16 protein-coding genes are annotated in these 17,088 nt (G+C 66.7%); 12 read left to right on the top strand and 4 right to left on the bottom strand.

Going from position 1 to position 17,088, the window contains the following annotated elements; translation table 11 throughout:
• The first annotated feature begins 130 nt into the window (after window positions 1-130).
• The 3 genes from ACFVJ5_RS30355 (at window position 131) to ACFVJ5_RS30345 (ending at window position 4,215) form a co-directional block, all read left to right on the top strand.
• Window positions 131-2,287 (top strand): elongation factor G-like protein EF-G2, encoded by a 2,157-nt coding sequence (locus tag ACFVJ5_RS30355; protein ID WP_379225378.1) that lies wholly within the window; start codon window positions 131-133, stop codon window positions 2,285-2,287.
• Between the two features lie 218 nt (window positions 2,288-2,505).
• Window positions 2,506-3,261 carry a helix-turn-helix transcriptional regulator gene (locus tag ACFVJ5_RS30350; RefSeq protein ID WP_379225376.1) on the top strand — a complete coding sequence of 252 codons (756 nt, stop codon included), beginning with the start codon at window positions 2,506-2,508 and terminating at the stop codon, window positions 3,259-3,261.
• A gap of 66 nt (window positions 3,262-3,327) precedes the next feature.
• Complete coding sequence (locus ACFVJ5_RS30345; protein ID WP_379225374.1) at window positions 3,328-4,215, top strand: alpha/beta hydrolase; 888 nt, start codon at window positions 3,328-3,330, stop codon at window positions 4,213-4,215.
• 74 nt (window positions 4,216-4,289) lie between these two features.
• Here the strand turns inward: ACFVJ5_RS30345 and ACFVJ5_RS30340 are convergent, their stop codons facing one another.
• Entirely contained in the window at window positions 4,290-4,769 is a 480-nt protein-coding gene (locus ACFVJ5_RS30340; RefSeq protein ID WP_379225372.1) for a DUF6326 family protein, read from the bottom strand.
• A gap of 159 nt (window positions 4,770-4,928) precedes the next feature.
• On the opposite strand from ACFVJ5_RS30340, the gene ACFVJ5_RS30335 reads away from it, so the two are divergent.
• The 3 genes from ACFVJ5_RS30335 to ACFVJ5_RS30325 all read left to right on the top strand — a co-directional run bounded on the left by ACFVJ5_RS30335 (window position 4,929) and on the right by ACFVJ5_RS30325 (window position 7,973).
• Window positions 4,929-6,068 carry a sensor histidine kinase gene (locus ACFVJ5_RS30335; RefSeq protein ID WP_379225370.1) on the top strand — a complete coding sequence of 380 codons (1,140 nt, stop codon included), beginning with the start codon at window positions 4,929-4,931 and terminating at the stop codon, window positions 6,066-6,068.
• Entirely contained in the window at window positions 6,065-6,712 is a 648-nt protein-coding gene (locus tag ACFVJ5_RS30330) for a response regulator (protein WP_379225368.1), read from the top strand. Before ACFVJ5_RS30335 ends, ACFVJ5_RS30330 begins: the two co-directional genes overlap by 4 nt.
• A gap of 292 nt (window positions 6,713-7,004) precedes the next feature.
• Window positions 7,005-7,973 carry a CPBP family intramembrane glutamic endopeptidase gene (locus tag ACFVJ5_RS30325; protein ID WP_379225366.1) on the top strand — a complete coding sequence of 323 codons (969 nt, stop codon included), beginning with the start codon at window positions 7,005-7,007 and terminating at the stop codon, window positions 7,971-7,973.
• A gap of 1 nt (window position 7,974) precedes the next feature.
• On the opposite strand, the gene ACFVJ5_RS30320 is transcribed toward ACFVJ5_RS30325, so the two are convergent.
• Window positions 7,975-8,697, bottom strand: coding sequence for a histidine phosphatase family protein (locus tag ACFVJ5_RS30320; protein WP_379225364.1), 723 nt, complete (start codon window positions 8,695-8,697; stop codon window positions 7,975-7,977).
• Between the two features lie 360 nt (window positions 8,698-9,057).
• Window positions 9,058-10,737, bottom strand: coding sequence for an alkaline phosphatase D family protein (locus ACFVJ5_RS30315; protein WP_379225362.1), 1,680 nt, complete (start codon window positions 10,735-10,737; stop codon window positions 9,058-9,060).
• Between the two features lie 255 nt (window positions 10,738-10,992).
• On the opposite strand from ACFVJ5_RS30315, the gene ACFVJ5_RS30310 reads away from it, so the two are divergent.
• The 3 genes from ACFVJ5_RS30310 to ACFVJ5_RS30300 all read left to right on the top strand — a co-directional run bounded on the left by ACFVJ5_RS30310 (window position 10,993) and on the right by ACFVJ5_RS30300 (window position 13,116).
• Window positions 10,993-11,685, top strand: a complete 693-nt coding sequence (locus ACFVJ5_RS30310; protein WP_379225361.1) for an alpha/beta hydrolase — start codon at window positions 10,993-10,995, stop codon at window positions 11,683-11,685.
• A gap of 159 nt (window positions 11,686-11,844) precedes the next feature.
• Entirely contained in the window at window positions 11,845-12,480 is a 636-nt protein-coding gene (locus ACFVJ5_RS30305; protein WP_379225359.1) for a TetR/AcrR family transcriptional regulator, read from the top strand.
• Window positions 12,481-12,672: 192 nt separating this feature from the next.
• A complete protein-coding gene (locus tag ACFVJ5_RS30300; RefSeq protein WP_379225357.1) occupies window positions 12,673-13,116 on the top strand; it encodes a hypothetical protein in 444 nt (147 codons plus the stop codon).
• Between the two features lie 314 nt (window positions 13,117-13,430).
• Here ACFVJ5_RS30300 and ACFVJ5_RS30295 read toward each other — a convergent pair whose 3' ends face one another.
• Window positions 13,431-14,039: a TIGR03086 family metal-binding protein gene (locus tag ACFVJ5_RS30295; protein WP_379225355.1), complete on the bottom strand. Its 609-nt coding sequence runs from the start codon at window positions 14,037-14,039 to the stop codon at window positions 13,431-13,433.
• A gap of 74 nt (window positions 14,040-14,113) precedes the next feature.
• Between ACFVJ5_RS30295 and ACFVJ5_RS30290 the strand changes: the two genes are divergently transcribed.
• The 3 genes from ACFVJ5_RS30290 to ACFVJ5_RS30280 all read left to right on the top strand — a co-directional run bounded on the left by ACFVJ5_RS30290 (window position 14,114) and on the right by ACFVJ5_RS30280 (window position 17,077).
• Window positions 14,114-14,557, top strand: a complete 444-nt coding sequence (locus ACFVJ5_RS30290; RefSeq protein WP_379225353.1) for a MarR family winged helix-turn-helix transcriptional regulator — start codon at window positions 14,114-14,116, stop codon at window positions 14,555-14,557.
• Window positions 14,558-15,398: 841 nt separating this feature from the next.
• Window positions 15,399-16,568 (top strand): hypothetical protein, encoded by a 1,170-nt coding sequence (locus ACFVJ5_RS30285; protein WP_379225351.1) that lies wholly within the window; start codon window positions 15,399-15,401, stop codon window positions 16,566-16,568.
• Between the two features lie 110 nt (window positions 16,569-16,678).
• Window positions 16,679-17,077, top strand: coding sequence for a molybdopterin-binding protein (locus ACFVJ5_RS30280; RefSeq protein WP_379225643.1), 399 nt, complete (start codon window positions 16,679-16,681; stop codon window positions 17,075-17,077).
• Window positions 17,078-17,088 lie beyond the last annotated feature (11 nt).

Genomic DNA, 17,088 nt, shown 5'->3' with positions numbered 1-17,088 from the left:
CGCTACGTGGGCTGCGTCAGCACACGCTTGAATCGAGCGGTGCAGCATCGATCCCGGAAATCGTGGACGTGTCCCTACCTGCGGTGGGAAGCTCGAAGGAGCCGGATCCCGACCCGAGGGAGCGTGCGACATGGTGGACCGGACGAACGGTGCGCAGCGACCGGAGAGCATCCGGAACGTGGCGTTGGTCGGCAGCAGTGGTGCGGGCAAGACGACGCTGGTGGAGGCGCTGGCGTTGGCGACCGGGACGGTGAACCGGGCAGGCCGCGTGGAGGACGGAACATCACTGTCGGATTACGACGAGGTCGAACGGCGACAGCACAGATCTGTGCAGGTGTCGGTGGTCCCGGTGACGTGGGGCGAGGTGAAGATCAATCTGATCGATACTCCGGGATGCCCGGATTTCGTCGGCGAACTGCGGGCCGGGTTGCGGGCGGCGGACGCGGCCCTGTTCCTGGTGTCGGCGGCCGACGGAGTGGAGGGTGTGGCGGGGCCTACGCGGGAACTGTGGGCCGAATGCGCGCGGGTGGGGATGCCGCGGGCGATCGTGATGACACATCTGGACACGGCGCGGGCGGAGTACGCGGAACTGGTGCAGACCTGTCAGACACTGCTGACCGGGGGAGCGCGCGACACTGTCCTTCCCCTGCACCTGCCGGTCTACGGGCAGAAGACCCCCGATGGGCACCGGCCCACGATCGGACTGCTGGAACTGCTCGAGCGACGTGTCGCCGACTATCGCAGCGGGAAACGGGTGCGCACCGAACCTTCCGCGGAACAGCTCGCGGTGATCGCCCCGGCCCGCGACCGGTTGATCGAGGCGATCATCGCCGAGAGCGAAGACGAAACGCTGATGGACCGCTACCTCGACGGCGAACCCGTCGAATTCGACACCCTGGTCGACGACCTGGAACGAGCCGTGGCGCGCGGAAGCTTCCATCCGGTGCTGTTCGCGGCACAGGCAGCGGAGGAAGCGGAGCAGGGCCTCGGCACGCTCGAACTGCTGGAACTGATCACGGCAGGGTTCCCGACACCGATCGAACACCCGCTGTCGGCCGCGCCGCGCGGCGACGGCACCGCGCCCATCGCATTGAGCTGCGATCCGGCGGCCGAACTCGCCGCGGAGGTCATCCGTACCTCGTCCGACCCGTACGTGGGACGGGTATCGCTGGTGCGGGTGTTCTCCGGCACGCTGCACAGCGAGGACACCGTCCGCGTCTGCGGACCCGAGCACGATGCCGACGACCGGGTCGGCGGGGTCACCGCGCCGTTGGGGAAACAACAGCGGACACTGACCGAGGCCGTCGCCGGCGATATCGCGTTCGTGAGCAAACTCGGCCACGCGGAAACCGGCGACACCCTCTCCGGCACCGGGAAACCCCTGCTGATCGAGCCGTGGCAGCTGCCGGAACCGTTACTGCCTGTGGCTATTCGGGCGCAGGGCAGGGCCGATGAGGACAAGCTCTCGCAGGGTCTGACCCGGCTCGTCGCCGAAGATCCGACCCTGCGGCTGGAAAACAACGAACACACCCATCAGCTGGTGCTGTGGTGTCTGGGGGAAGCCCACCGGGACCTCGCGCTGGAACGGTTGCGCGGGCGGTTCGGGGTGCGGGTGGAAGTGGAACCGTATCGGGTGGCGTTACGGGAGACGCTCGCCGCGCAAGCCGAGGGGCACGGCAAATTGGTCAAGCAGTCCGGCGGGCACGGGCAGTATGCGGTGTGCCACATCCAGGTGGAACCACTGCCGGCGGGGACGGGATTCGAGTTCGTCGACCGGGTGGTCGGTGGGGTAGTGCCGCGGCAGTTCATCGGATCGGTGGAGAAGGGGGCACGGGCACAGGCCGCGCGCGGGGTCACTTCCGGATATCCGCTGGTGGATGTGCGCGTGACACTGGTGGAGGGGAAGGCGCACTCGGTGGACTCCTCCGACGCCGCCTTCCAGACCGCGGGTGCGCTCGCCCTTCGTGACGCGGCGGACGCGTCCGGGACCCTGCTGCTCGAACCGGTTGCCGCGGTGCGGGTCACGGTCCCCGACGACCAGCTGGGCGCCGTCCTCGGCGATCTGTCCACCCGGCGCGGACGCATTCTCGGCACCGAGCAGGCCGATACCGGCTGCACCCATATCCGGGCCGAGGTACCCGAACTCGAACTGCGCCGGTATGTCATCGACCTGCGATCGCTCACCCACGGGGCGGGGTCGTTCGCCCGCGGGTATCTGCGGCACGAGCCGATGCCGGTCGGGGTCGCCGAACGGGCACGCAAGGAAACCGCCGAGGCGTCAGCGTGAATCGCCGGGGCGATCGTGCAGAGCGGGTCTCCTCGACGGGCGCCACCGATTGCTAGATGCCCTCATTGTCGTCAAGAAACGGCTGTCGGTGCCAACCGTGCGATACGCATGAATACAGGAGTGCCCTTGCGACAGAACATTATTGGAATAGCCATCCACGGGGGGCCGCCGTTTCGCGGCGGTGTCGGAGCGCTCCCGTGCCGCGTATATTTCAGCCGATGCACGCGTCGGACGAGCGACAGCCATTGATCTCGCGGTGGTCCGGCACAGGGCGCTTGCGTCCCGGTGTACTCGAGATCGAGGGTCCGCTGGGAAGTTTGCCGGGACATTCTCACCACTCGGTGCAGGTGGCCGTCGCCCACCAGGGGACGTTCGTCATCGAGGATCTCCAGGGCCGTCAGCGACGTACGAACGCGGCGATCGTTCCCGCCGATCAGCCGCACGCGTTCAGCGCCGCCGGCGCCTGGGGCGTCGTGGCGCACGTCGAGCCCGAGTCATCTCTGGGTGCCGAGCTGATCGAGCTGGTCGACGATCCGGCCCACGCTCGCGCCTGGGATCACGCAGGACAGACCCTGACCAAGGGGCACAGCGCGTACGTGGAAGGGCGCCTGCGCTCTCCCGGAAACACCTCGCACCCGCTTCATCCGGGAGTCGCCGCCGCGCGCACCCGCCTTCAGACCGAGCTGGACTCACGACCCATCCGGCTTCGCGACCTCGCCGCGACCGTTCATCTGTCGGAGAGCCGGCTGTCCCATCTCTTCGCCCAGGACCTCGGAATCACCTTCCGGGCTTACGTGAGATGGCTCCGGCTGCTCCGGGCGACCGCCGCGGTCGCGCAGGGCCGGACGCTCACCGATGCGGCTCACCTGGCGGGGTTCACCGACAGCTCCCATCTCACGAGGACGTGTCGCCGAACCTTCGGCGCCCCTCCCACCGCGTTCAGCACGATCCGTTGGGAGATCCTGCCGACCTAGCAGGTTGGTCCAATCCTGGACCAAGGCGAAGGGGCGAGGCTCGAGCAGACCAGAAAGGAACTGCTCGTGAATAAATCACCCACCTTCGACTCCTTCACACCGGACGGCGGCGGCCCCCGACTCACCTCACTCCACTGGGTCCCGAGCGGGCAGCCGCGGGCCAGTGTCGTCATCATGCACGGACTCGGCGAGCACGCCGCCCGCTACGACAGCACGGCTCGGTTGTTCACCGCAGCCGGCTTCTCCGTGCTTGCGATGGACTACGAAGGATTCGGGCGATCCGAAGGACGCCGCGGCGACGTCCGATACCAGTCGACGGCGCGGGCCGTGGACCATCTCATCGCACACGAGCGTGCGCGAACGGGCGGCGCACCGGTCGTGCTGTACGGCCACAGCCTGGGCGGGCTCTACGCGTTCCTCTACGCAGCGGACCGGCCGGGGACGGACGTGGCCGCGGTGGTGGTGACCGGACCCGCTTTCGACTCGGAGCTGCGCAATCAGCGGCTGAAGGTGGCCGTGGTCAGGAGCCTCGGCCGCGCCTTCGCCACCCTGACGTTGCCGAACGGGCTGCGGTTCGAGCGTGTCAATCGCGACCCCGACGTCGTCGCCGAACGGTCCGCCGATCCCTTGGTCCATGGGCGAGCGACCGCACGCTTCGCGATCGACGTCTTGGCACAGATGGATCGCGTGGCATCGGCTGCCACCCGAGTCGCCGTACCACTACTCGTGGTTCATGGAGACGCCGATCTGATCAATCCGCTCTCCGCCAGCCGCCGGGTGGTCGACCTCGTGCCGTCGGCGACACTGAGGACCTGTCCGGGCGTCTACCACGGGTTGGAGGATGAAGCCGAGGGGCCGGTCATCCTGGCCGACGTCATCGCATGGATCGACCGGACGCTTCGCGGCGAGAGTCCGACACCAAAGGGCGTCCGGGGCAATCACTCCGGATCCTGATGTGCACGGTGTTGCGAAAGTCATCGCAACACCGTGGCAGCCGCTTTACGAACAGGACAGGCACTGCTCTTGGTTCACGCTTGCTGCTGCGCGCGAACGGTTTCGAGGTCCGGGCTGGCCGCCGAAGGCGCGGTGCGGGGCCAGGTCCAGGCGTACCGCAGGATGAGGGCGAGAAGGATCAATTCCACTACGACGCCGAGGCCGTAGAAGTACAGCCAGGACGCGCCCACCACATTGAATACCGTGACGGGGACGTAGAGCGAAGCCACGATCAGGTTCGCGATGCGGTTGACCCCGGCGGGCAGCGTCATCGACAGCACGACCATGAAGATCGGGATAGCCATGAGGATCAGCGCTGCGGTCGAAAAGGTCTGGGAGAGGCTGAATTCGAAGACCCTGCCGTCGAGGATGTCCTCGACGACGCCGGGCGTGAAGAAGTTGAGAATGTCCACGTAGGCGTACAGGAACATGAAGCTCGTCCACGCTGCGGCAAGCTTGGCTCGTACCGGCATCGGCTGGTCTTCCAAGGGGGTGCTGGGTTGAGGTGTTTTCATCATGGACTCCGTTGTGGTGCGGATCGGTAGGTCCACGATCGCTGAACCCGGCGCCGGGCACACCCGCCCGGCAGCTGGAGTTCACCTGGCCGATGGCATGGTCTCTGTCTCGTACTTTCGGCGGATACGCCGAGGCGCGCCGATCCCTAGGCTGGAGCCGTGGTCACTGTCCGTCGCTCCATCTGGCACGAGCCTCGGCCTGCTGACGCCCCACCCATCGGTCGTCTCGACTGGCTGCTGGTGGGAGTGTTCGCGGCCGCCACCCTGGTCGAAGGCATCGTTGCGCCGGGCTCGGCCTGGCGACCCCTTGTGGTGGTGCTCGCCCTGGCGCTGATGCCTGCCCTGCTCTGGCGGCGAAGCCGCCCCCTGATGGCCACTCTGGTCGGGTGGGGCGTCGCCGGTCTGCTCTCGATCCTCCAGCTGACTGCGCACGCCGGGGACCTCGGCCTCTACTCCATGATGGCCGTCCTGATCCTGCTCTACTCCCTGGTGCGGTGGGGTTCGGGACGGGAGATCGTCTTGGGAACGGCGTTCGTGACAGTCGTCGTCGCGCTGGGGATGTACGCCTCCTCCGCGGGCTGGTCCGACGTTTTCGGCGGAAGCGTCCTCTTGCTGTTGTTCGTCGCCCTGGCGGCGGTATTCCGCTACCGCGCGGACCTCTGGCATCGCCAACAGCGCGAGATCCGCAATCAGGAACGGGTGGCGCTGGCGCGCGAGCTGCACGACACCGTGGCCCACCACGTCTCCGCCATCGCGGTGCAGGCGCAGGCCGGTGGCGTGGTCGCCGCCGTCCAGCCCGAGAAGGCTGTCGAGGTCCTGGCCGCGATAGAGTCCGAAGCGTCGCGAACCCTGGCAGAGATGAGATCCATGGTGCGGGTGCTGCGTGAAGAGGAAGCCGTCGCCTACTCACCGCAGCTTGGTGTCGCGGACCTGCCTGCTCTGGCGCGCGCCGACGCGATGCCCACCGTCGAGGTCTCGCTGTACGGTTCGTTGACCCGGCTGGCACGGCCCGTGGACGCCGCGCTCTACCGGCTCGCGCAGGAGTCGCTGACCAACGCCGTACGGCACGCCCCGAGCGCGACCCGCGTCGGGATCGACGTACGCCGCGAGGGTGACGCCGTCAGGCTGCGTGTCAGCGACGATGGACAGACCGAGCCGGGGCCGGTCCCGGAGCCCGGTTTCGGCCTGCTGGGCATGGCCGAACGCGCCCAGCTCCTCGGCGGATCGCTCTCCGCGGGGCCGGGGCCCGAGGGCGGCTGGGTGGTCGAGGCCGTGCTGCCGGTGCAGGCGCTGGCATGAGCATCCGTGTTGTCGTAGCCGACGACCAGGACCTGGTCCGGACCGGGCTGGTGATGATCCTCGGCGCGCAACCCGGCCTCGAGGTCGTGGGAGAGGCAGCAGACGGGCTCGCAGCACTCGACCTGGCGACCCGGCTGCGTCCCGATGTCCTCCTCGTCGACATCCGGATGCCCGGGCTCGACGGCGTCGAGGTGACGCGGCGCCTGGCCGGGCCAGACGTCACGAGCCCGATGGCGGTCGTCGTGATCACCACCTTCGACCTCGATGAGTACGTCCTCGGCGCCCTGCGCGCCGGCGCCCGCGGCTTCCTGCTCAAAGACGCCGGGCCGGAGCTCCTCGTGCAGGCCATCCATGCGGCGGCCAACGGCGACGCGCTGATCGCCCCCAACGTCACCCGCCGGCTGCTGGCGACCTTCGCCGGCCAGGCGCCGGTGGTACCGGTCCAGCCCATCGACCCGCTCACCGAGCGCGAGCAGGAGGTGCTCGCGCTGGTGGCACGGGGCCGGACCAACGCCGAGATCGCCACCGAGCTCTTCGTCGGCCTGAGCACGGTCAAGACCCATGTCGCATCGTTGATGACCAAGCTCGGCGCCCGCAACCGCGTCGAGATCGCGATGTGGGCGTACGACACCAGGCGCGTGTGAGCCGATCAGCGGGTCCGAGGCGAGTCAGTCGTCCGGTTGTCAACCGCCTGCCATTGTCTACATTCGGCGGCTGATTCATCGGCGCCGAGGACGTCGGGTAGGGGAGCTTCTCAGGGTAGAACTCCGGGTCTTTCCAGGATTCGGAGACCGAAACCTATTGCTACGGTCCGTGCATGAACCATGATCCCTGCGTTTCGACAACGAATTCTGGTCTGTGTGGCCCGTTGTCAACGTCGAGAGCGAAGCGAAGACGGGTAGGCGAGAATTCTGTCGCCAGAGCCGGCGGGCAGTCATGACGACAGTCCGTGCGCGCGGCAGTGCTACCGGATCGAATTTCATCGAAGTCGCGTGGTTCTTCGCGATCGCCATCGTGCTGTGCTACACGCTGTCCGTTCCGATGGTCTTTCGGCTCGTCTCCACGGACTTCGACAACCTGATCGTTCCGATCCTGCAAATGACCCCGCTGCTCGCTGCGATCATCATGTGGCTCGCCCGACGACCCGGAACGTTCGGAGAAACATTCGCCACCGGGTGGCGCGGCACACCCCAGTGGACAGGCATCGGCATCGGCCTCATCGCCGCGATCGCCGCCATCCAGGCTTGCATCGCACTGGCATCGGGGATCTGGCCGCTCAACCCGCTCGACCAGATCTTGGCGGCGACAGTATGGGTCATTCCGGTCTTCCTCCTGCAGTCGGTCTTCGCTATCGGAGAGGAGTTCGGCTGGCGCGGATGGCTGGCGACCCGCGCCGCGTCATGGGGATTCTGGCCGCTGGCCCTTGTCAGCGGTGTGGTCTGGATCGTCTGGCACCTGCCGGTGCTCGCCGTCATCGGAGACCGCCCACCGTGGGACATCGTCATCTATTTCGCGGGCATGCTGCCGTGGGCGCCGCTGCTGCTCGCGCTTCGCTGGCGGTCGGGGAGTGTCTGGCCGGCAGTCCTGACGCACGGAGCGATCAACAGCGTCCGGGTGTACCTGCTGCAATCGGTCCCCGATGCGACAGATCATTTGCTCATCGAGGTGATCGGCTGGGTGCTGACGCTCGCCGCTGCGCTGTGGCTGATGCGCACGCGCCCGGCGCCGGTCGTCCAGGGAGCCGCTGAAGTTCACGCACGCCAACCTCCCGCAGGCGACCAGTTCGACGACGGTGATCCCATCGGGTGCGGTGGACGACTGCGCCACGGGGGACCCTGGGCTGAGAGACAACCGCGCCCCGGTGCCATCGATGGTGCCGGTGACATCCGGGGCGCGGAAGGGTGAATCAGCCCAGGTCCGGGTGGCCGACCCACTCGACGATCGTCCAGCCCTTCTGCGGGCTGCCCTCGAGGACGACGCGGCCGCCGTTGCGCATCGGATCGGTGCCCAATTTGCTCTTGTCGGCGTTGTCGGCGTTCATCATCGACCAGAACATGATGGTGCCGCCGTGCGAGAAGATCACCGGGTTGGCGCAGCCGCGGCGCTGCACATCCAGCAGTGCCTGATCGACGCGGCCGTCGAACTCGTTGCCGTCGATGGAGCCTGGAATCCGTGCGCTCAGGTTGCCGGAGAGCCACTTGATCGGCGCCTGTAGGTACCCGGACATCGCCTCGGCCTCCGGGGTGCCCTCGTACTGGCCTGCCTCGATCTCCCGGAAACCGGGCTGAACGTTGAGGCTCAGGTCCTGCTCGGCGACGGTCGGTGCCGCAGTCTGCTCGGTACGCACCATGGTGGACGCGAAGGCGCAGTCGTAATTCTTGTCGGCCAGCTGGATGGCCAGATTGTCTGCCTGTGTCCGGCCGCGTGAGGTCAGGTCGGGTCCGGGCACCTTGGTGTCGATCAGGCCGGAGGTGTTACCGAGGGACTCGGCATGGCGCACCAGGGTGATGACCATGTCGCCGCTGCTGCCGGAGCTGCTGCCGGAGCTTCCGAGGTCGATATCGGCGGACGCGACGCCGGTGGTAGCGGTTGTGGCCGCGACCGCGGCCGCCATCACCGTTATGGGCAATCGAAGAGATCGGATTCGCATGGGTGGGAATGCCTTTCATTGTGGCGAACGCCAATTCAGGTATGTCGAAGAACCGGAATTTGGGGTGTCGCGTCTCACAGAAGCAGCTATTTGCCCGAATCAAATACGGGGTATCCCATTGATCGGGAGCTTTCGCGCTGGACCGCGCGCAGGCGAAACCCCAGTAGCGAAGGTGCGAGCGAGTCGCCCTTTGCGTTCGGCTCGCCGGACCGCTTCCGGAGGGTGCCCGATGGCTGCGACGTCGCCGCAGCGCGTGCTGTGCGTCGGAAGCCGGTCACCACTCGATGCTGACGGGCTCCGCAGCGACCTGGTCCTTCATGGATCTCGGCGTATGCCGCTTCAGGGCGAGCCGTCCGTCTCGGTCGACAGCGCCACGTCCGCGACAGTCGTCAAATGTGGACGGCCGCCGTCGGTGCTCACCTGCTCCAGCACGAGGCGGCTGATCCGACCGCGCAGATGCAGCGTCGCTATCTGGTTGCCGAAGAAGGGGCCGGTGACCCGACTCCACTCGACCGGCACCGGGGGAACGGTGGACACCCGGTTCAGGAGGAAACGCGTCACCCGTTCGGCGGCCCGACTCCACGAGACCCGGAAGATCACCTTCATGGCGGTCGGAACGTAGTTGTGCATCGGCGAACAGGTCAGCTGGTAGACCCGGGACCTCACGGCGTCGGGGAACCGCGCTTGCGCGGCATAGGCGTGGTGAACGTCGCCGGACAGTACACAGATCGTGGCGGGCGCCTGTCCTCCCGGGCCGCTGCACTGTCCGCGCCCGACGCGGGCGATGAGCCGGGCGAGCCGGTCGAATGAATCTCGGAAGGCGGCCCAATGTTCCAGATCCGCTGAGCGCCGCAATCTTTCGGACCATCCGGCCACACGTCGGCCCCGCACCCCTGAGGTCATGCGCTCATTCCACGACTCCAGGTCGTGGAGGGCTCGTGGCAGCAGCCACGGGAGCGAGCTCCCCAACAGCAGGTGGTCGTAGTCGCCCTCGGTCTGTCGTTCGATCCACGAGAACTCGGGCTCGGAGACCATCGACCGCGTGCCGGCGCCGAGTATGCGTCCGCACCGTGAATCGATGACGAGCAGCCGGGTGGTGCCGAGATCGCGGCGATACGACCATTGCGCTCCCTTGGCGCCGTCGGCTTCTTCGTCCGCTGCCGATGCGAAATCGCGGAGCAACTCCGCGCAGTCGCCGCCCTCGGATCGGATCCGCTGATAGAGCTCGTCGTCGGCCAGGGCTTCGGGCGAGAGGTTGCCCAGGTGCTGGTAGATCCAGTACGACGACAACGCGCCCACGATGCGTTCCTCCCACCAATCGGTGGCCTCGATCTCGCCACGCCACGATCTCGAGGTGTTCCAGTCGTCGATGACGTCGTGGTCGTCGAAGATCATCGACGACGGAACCGTGGACAGCAGCCAGCGCACCTGCGGGTCGGACCATGACTCGGAATAGAGCCACGTGTACTCCTCGAAGTTGCGGATCTGGGCGCCCGGCGGTTGGTCGAGGTCGTGCAACTCGTCGATGCGACGAAGGATCTCCGGGGACAGCTCATCGGCATAAACCTGGTCGCCGAGTAGTAACAATGCGTCGGGCAGATCTTCGGGTGGGCGTTCCATGACTCGCCGCGCATAGGCGTCGAGAGCGTCGGCGTCGAAGTGGTCGTTGTCCTGCGTCGCCGTCGGTGTGGCGAATCGGCACGAGCCGAAGGCGAGGATCAGATCGGCGTCGCCTCTGAGCGTGCGAATGACGGACGGGTGCGTGGCGTCGGGCAGCGGCCAGACGCGCTTCCCGTCGAGATCGACCTCGTACCGCGTGACGGAACCGGCCGCCAGTCCCGTGATCAGGACGAGAGCGTAATGGTGTCCGGCGATGGTCCAGGTGTGCTCGTGGTGGCCGAGGACCTCGACAGTGCACGGTGCGGACGTCTCGACCCAGACGGTGGCGTCGCATTCGCCGACATGACGCAGCAACGGACCCAGAACAAGCTCGGTCCTACTTTCCTGCAGTCGTGCCATCAGTCCAGACTATGTCGTGGACCGGCACTCGAGCGGGGCATTCTGCCCCTTACAGAACTGATTCCGGCTCGTGATCGAGGTACAGCCAGCTTATCTTCCGTCGGCGGTCTCCGTGGCCACGGGTTCGCATGAGACCAAATGGTGTCCTGGCTATCGCGGGAAATTAACCATCGGGATGCTGCCTCTGTCTAGAGTTCGCAGGATCGGCCTGGGTGAGATGTCCGGCCCCGGCCCCGACCCCGAGGAGGAGCTGGTATGACAACGATGCCGAGTATCGTTCTGGTCCATGGGTTTTGGGGTGGCGCGGCACATTGGGCCAAGGTGATCGTCGAATTGGACAGCCGCGGCTTCCGCGATCTGCATGCGGTGGAGAACCCGCTGACCTCGCTGTCCGCCGACGCCGCCCGTACTCGTCAGATGATCGAACAAGTCGACGGACCGGTGTTGCTGGTGGGTCACTCCTACGGTGGCGCTGTGATCACCGAGGCCGGGGACCTGCCCAACGTCGTCGGCTTGGTGTATGTCGCCGCGTTCGCCCCCGACGCCGGTGAGAGCCCCGGGCAGATCAGTCAGGAACTGCCCCCCGCGGCTTTCGAGAACATTGTTCCCGACTCCGACGGCTTCCTATGGGTCAGGCCGGACAAGTTCGGTGAGAGCTTCTGTCAAGATCTTCCCGCCGACGAACAACTCGTCATGGCCGTCACTCAGAAGGCGCCGCTCGCCTCGACATTCGGGGACGCCATCACCGCGCCTGCCTGGAGGAACAAGCCTTCGTGGTACCAGGTATCCAGCGATGATCGAATGATCAACCCCGACAATGAACGGCGTATGGCCGAGCGTATGGGTGCCCGAAGCGTCATCGAATTGCCCGCCGGTCACGCTTCCCTCGCGTCCCAGCCCAAAGCTGTGGCCGACCTCATCGAGCAAGCAGCCAAGGAACTCGGCTGACCGCCGCAATCGCCCGCGCCATCCGGATACAGGCGACGAACGCCTACATCCAATGAGTGTTGCTTCGTTGTGGTCGCCGATCATCAGCCCGGTGAGCCGCGGACGGCCTTTTGCACACCTTTGCGCAGGTGTGGGATGGTGGTGGGTGAAAGGACGGACGTGACTGCGACGACGCACTCGACCACCGTCGGCCTCGGGCCGCGCGCACTGGCCAACCGGCGACGCATCGTCGCTGTGGCCGGGGACGAGTTGCTGCGAAATCCCCTGGCGAGTATGGAAGACATCGCCGTTGCCGCGGGGATGGTCCGCCGCACCCTCTACGGTCATTTCCCCACCAGGGAAGCGCTGATCGACGGCATGCTCGACGAGGCCTTCGAGCAGGTCGGTCGCGCACTCGACGGTATCGACACCGCCCAGCCGCCCGCCCGGGCGACCGCGGATATGACGGTCGCGCTGTGGGCTGTCGGCGACGAGTTCCAGTTGCTGCTGCGCCTGGACGAAGCCGGGTCGCGGGCCCGGATGGCCGACCGGCTCGCGCCCGTCCGCGCCCGGCTGATCACGTTGATAGCTGCTGGTCAAGCCGACGGAACCTTCGCTGGTCACCTTCCGCCCGCAGCGTTGGCCAGGGTACTGACGGCGCTGGTGCTCGAGCTGCTGAGCGCGCACAGTGATGGTGCATGGGTCGGCGCCGAAGCCGCGCGCGACGCTGCGGTGGCTTGCCTGATCGCGGTCGGCGTCGACCGTTCCGGTGCCGCGGAGATCGCCCGGTCCGCCGCCGAGGCCGCGCAGCACTGATCGCAGGTGCGCGCGTCGGGCGATCGCTCGTCGAAACATGCTGTCCCCGAATGGATCCAAGGTGTGCTCTCCGGCACGAACCCGGGCGGGTGTGAGTCCCTTCACGAGTTCTTGCACATCGGTGTGCAATGGACGTAGTTTCACAGCTACGTGCAATTGCACGAAGGTGTGAAAATGTCGAAGGAGCGGGATATGACCAGCCAGGTGGCAACTGTGCGCATGGCGTACGCGACCAAGACCTCCACCGGGGGTGCCCCCATCGATGTGTCCTCGTGGACGCTGCGCGGTGTGGGCGCGATCCGCGTCCTGTACGGCCTCGTCCTGTTCGCCACGCTGATCCTGGGCGCCGATGTCGGCACCGGAATGGCCGTTCCTGTCTTCGTCCTGGTCGGCCTGGTGTCCGTCCTGCTCGGCCTGGCCACCGTTGCGCTGACTCCTCGGCTGCTGGGCCGCGACGACGCTGTCCTGGCCGCCGTCGGCGTCGACGCGATCCTCGTGGTCCTCGGCGTGGCTGCGCTCATGATGGGCTGGGATCAGTTCACGGTCGCCGCCGCCGCAGTCGTCCTCGGCGGGGTGGTGATCGGGGCGTTGTCCGCGGCGATCGTCGCGATCGTCACGGCGGTGCGCGAAGCCTGATCCGCTGACGCGGTGCGAAGTGCCCGAGCGGCGCCCCCGGAATTCCGGAGGCGCCGTTCGTGATTGGATGCGGTGCGGTCGATGCGGTCGCTGAAGGTGCCGACGACCACCCGATCGCCGCCGTGTGCCTTGAACGCCTCCACCGGTGCGGGGATTTCAGGGCGGAGTGGTTCCTTGGAAGCGCGACGGCGAGACCGCCGATGACGTCGATCCAGGCCGGAAAACAAGTCGTACCCGGCTTTTCGGCGACGAAGGGCGCCGCCGCCTCCGCGCGCCGCTGCGGTGGCCGCCCTATCGCGCGTGCGGACGTCGCTTTACGCGCGGCCCGGCCGCCACTCGGGCGAGCGGCCGAGAACTGCCAAGATGCGGGTCAGGGTTGTCGCTGTGTCCGCGGCCTCGAGGGCGGGGGCGAAAGCGGCCTCGGGGTGAAGGCGAGCCGCGCCGGTGGGGACCGCTTCGGCGATACACAGGGCCGTCGGAGCCAGGTCGGAGTCCAGGTCGATGGCGTGGCCGACCGATCTGGCGACATCCCAGGCGTGGACGACACTGTCGATGAGGTGGAAGCCGAGGGCGGTCGCGGCGGAGAACTGCCCGGGTGGGATCTCGGGGAGAAACACGGTACGGACCTGGCACGCGGCGAAGGCTTCGACGACGTCGTGAGCTGACCGGACATAGTCGCCGATCGGATCGACGGCGCGGCGCACCACCCAGACCGCCGGATCGGTCCCGCCGCGAGCGGCTGCGGCGAAACCGCGATTCTGGGTGCCCATATGGTCCAGCAGTGCACGTAGATCCCAGCCAGCACAGGGTGTTTCGGTCGACAACGAAGCGCCGGACGCCGCCTCTACCGCATCGATGCTCAGTCGCACTGCACGCTCGTGCCGGGCGAGCAGCAGTCGATCTTCCTCCGAAATGGTACGCATTCGCTTACCGTACGCGCATGCGTATCATCTGCCAAGGGTTAGCGACCGATCCGCGCGGCGGTAGATTTTCGACCATGCCGAAAGCGACCCGCCCGGATCTCGCGGCCATCCTCGTTCCACTCGGCCGCGCGCTGACCGAAGCGGAGCGGCCCATCCTCGACCGGTACGGGCTCACGATGTGGGCCTACGTGGTGCTGCTCGGACTCGACGAACGCCCCGTCCACACCCAGGCCGCGCTCGCCAAGGCGATCCGGGCGGACAAGACCCGGATCATCCCCGTCCTCGACGACCTCCAGCAGCGTGGCCTGATCCTGCGCGAGCCCGATCCAGCCGACCGGCGCGTCAACCTGATCAGGCTCACCCCCGAGGGCGCGAGCCTGCGCGACCGCGCTCAACACGACATCCAAGAGCAGGAACAGCGACTACTGGCCGAGATTCCCGCTGCCGATCGCCGCACCTTCCTTCGAGTACTACAACTGCTCGCCGACCACACCGGAACCGGCATCTCGCAGCCGTGACGAACGACGTCGACCACCGCTTGGGTCTTACCGCCTCGCCTACACCGAGCCCATGACGCGAGTAGTCGAGTACTCGTGCGCGCCGCGCAGGCACGGCGCATTCTCGTCTCAATTGCACGATAGGAGCGGGCGATGCGATGCGAATCCGATCGGTGTGACGCGGCGCGAGTTCGGCGTCTTCTCGGCGCTTGTTCGTCCTCCGGAATCGCTTCTGGATGGTTGGTGTTCGTGACCGCGGCCGCGATCGCGGCGATATCGGCTGGATGCGTCCGCCCCCCGACCGAATCTCTCTCGCCCGCAACGACAGCCGCGAATATCACTACTTCGGCAACGGAGCCGGGCATGCAACCCGGCAGCGGCCCCGCGCCCGGTGGACCGATCGGCCAGGAGGGCGCGGGAGCTCCCGCGCCCGGCGGCCCGGTAGGCCCGTACTCCCCGCCTCCCGCCGGCGGCCCACCGCCTCCGAATAAGCCGGGTGGCGGAAACCAGGCGAAGGGTTCACCGGTCAAAATCCCGTCTTTCCAGGAGAAGGGCGCTCCGCTCACCGCGGATTTGCAGGGACGCATCGATGCCGCGTTCGCGTCGGCCTGCCAGGAGGCAGGACATCCGGCGGGTTGCGTCGAGCTCGTCTACGTCATCACATTGCCGCTGGAATCCGATTGTGCGTTTTCGGGATTTTCGCCGACCGACGGGGCAACGGTCGAGGCTGGGACGACCGTGACGGTCCGGCTCTCCGGCAAACAACCTTGCCCCGTCAGCGGCGACGGTACCGGCGATGGCGGCGGCGATACGACAGGTGATGGCGGCACGACCGATGGCGGCACCGGTGACGGCACGACCGATGGCGGCGCAGGTGACAGCGGCAGTACCGGCAATGGTGCCGGCACCGGTAACAGCGACCCCGGGGGTAGTAGCGAGACGACCCCAGGCGCCGACAACAGCGGCGCAACGAACGGCGGCACCGAAGCTCCACCAGCACCGTCCGGTCGCTGATCGGCAACTGATAGGACGACATATGGGCTCTGAAATCCGTCCCGTCGGGACCGCGCGTTCTGGACGTTCCACACACCAGTCGACGGGTACTCCCCGGCCCGCGCAACCACCGCGGGCCCCGGCCTCGGCTGCGCCGGGAGACACCGGCCTGTCCCGCCTCAGCCTGATGATCCGCAACTTCGCCGCGCCGACTACGCTGGTCACCGCACTGCTGTTCTTCTTCGGCTGGTCTCACGCCTATTGGTTTTTCGACTACTTCGGCGTGAACTCCACAACCCTTGGCTTGACCACTCAGGACTACCTGATGCGCAGTCAGGATTCCCTGTTCATACCGCTCGCGGCAAGCGCCTGCCTGTTCACGGTATATCTGTTCTGCCGCAGGATGTTCCGAGAATTCGTCCTACCGCAGATCAGTCCTGAGAATCGCCGCAGGCTGGTGATCGCGTCCATGGTCGTCGGCTTCGCGCTCGTCGCCGCCGGATTGCTCACCATCGTGATCTCGACACCGCTGAGAATGTTTGTCGGAGCGCCGGGCTTGTGCATGGTCGGTGGAATTCTCCTGATCGTTTCCGCCGTCAGATCGAGACGCACCGATCAGGCCACCACCGAATCATCGGCCGACGTCCTCACCGCCGGAGAATGGGGCGCTGTGTTCGTCCTCGTCGGTGTCGGCCTCTTCTGGGCGGTAGCCGATTACTCGGCCGCCGTCGGCACCGGCCGAGCGATCGAGCAGGTCGAAACATTCTCCGAACAGCCGAGCGTGTCGGTCTATTCGGACAAGCGCCTCGGTCTGGCAGCCCCAGGCGTCGTGGAACTCACCTGCCCAGCTCCCGACGCCGCCTACCACTTCCGCTACGACGGCCTCAAACTCATCCTGCAATCAGGAAACCAGTACCTGCTACTCCCGGTCTCCTGGAACCGTGCGCACGGAGCAGCCTTCCTTCTCCCTCGATCGGATTCGAACCGAATAGATTTCTTCCCTCCGGAAGCCATCCCACCCGCACACAGTTGCGGGTGAGTAGCGAACCATCGGCATCCTGACAGCCCCGGGGTGGACGCGTACCCGGTCCGCATCGGCGGTGTTTCCCGGGTTCGCATTCCGCAGGTGCCCGGAATATGCTGGACTTCGTGTCGAATCTGCGGATCAGTGAAGTAGCTGCCTTGATGGGTGTCAGTGATGACACGGTGCGCCGCTATATCGATCAGGGGCGGTTGACCGCGATCCAGCTCGACAACGGTCGTAAAGGTGTCGAGGGACGTGAGCTCGCCGAGTTCCTGCAGGCCATCGCCGAAGCTCCTGATCCGGGGACCACGGTCGCGACATCGGCGCGCAACCGGATGCGGGGGATCGTCACGCGCATCGTGAAGGACACCGTGATGGCCCAAGTCGAGATGCAGGCCGGTCCCTTCCGTCTGGTGTCACTGATGAGTCGTGACTCGGTCGACGAGCTCGGTCTCGAAGTCGGCAGTATCGCGGTGGCTTCGGTCAAGTCGACTCATGTTGTTGTTGAAATCCCGGAAAACTGATGAGGTTGAAC

The sequence above is a fragment of the Nocardia sp. NPDC127606 genome (assembly GCF_042671725.1).
In the GTDB taxonomy this organism is placed as follows: domain Bacteria; phylum Actinomycetota; class Actinomycetes; order Mycobacteriales; family Mycobacteriaceae; genus Nocardia.
This window is presented reverse-complemented; position numbering and strand designations above follow the sequence as displayed.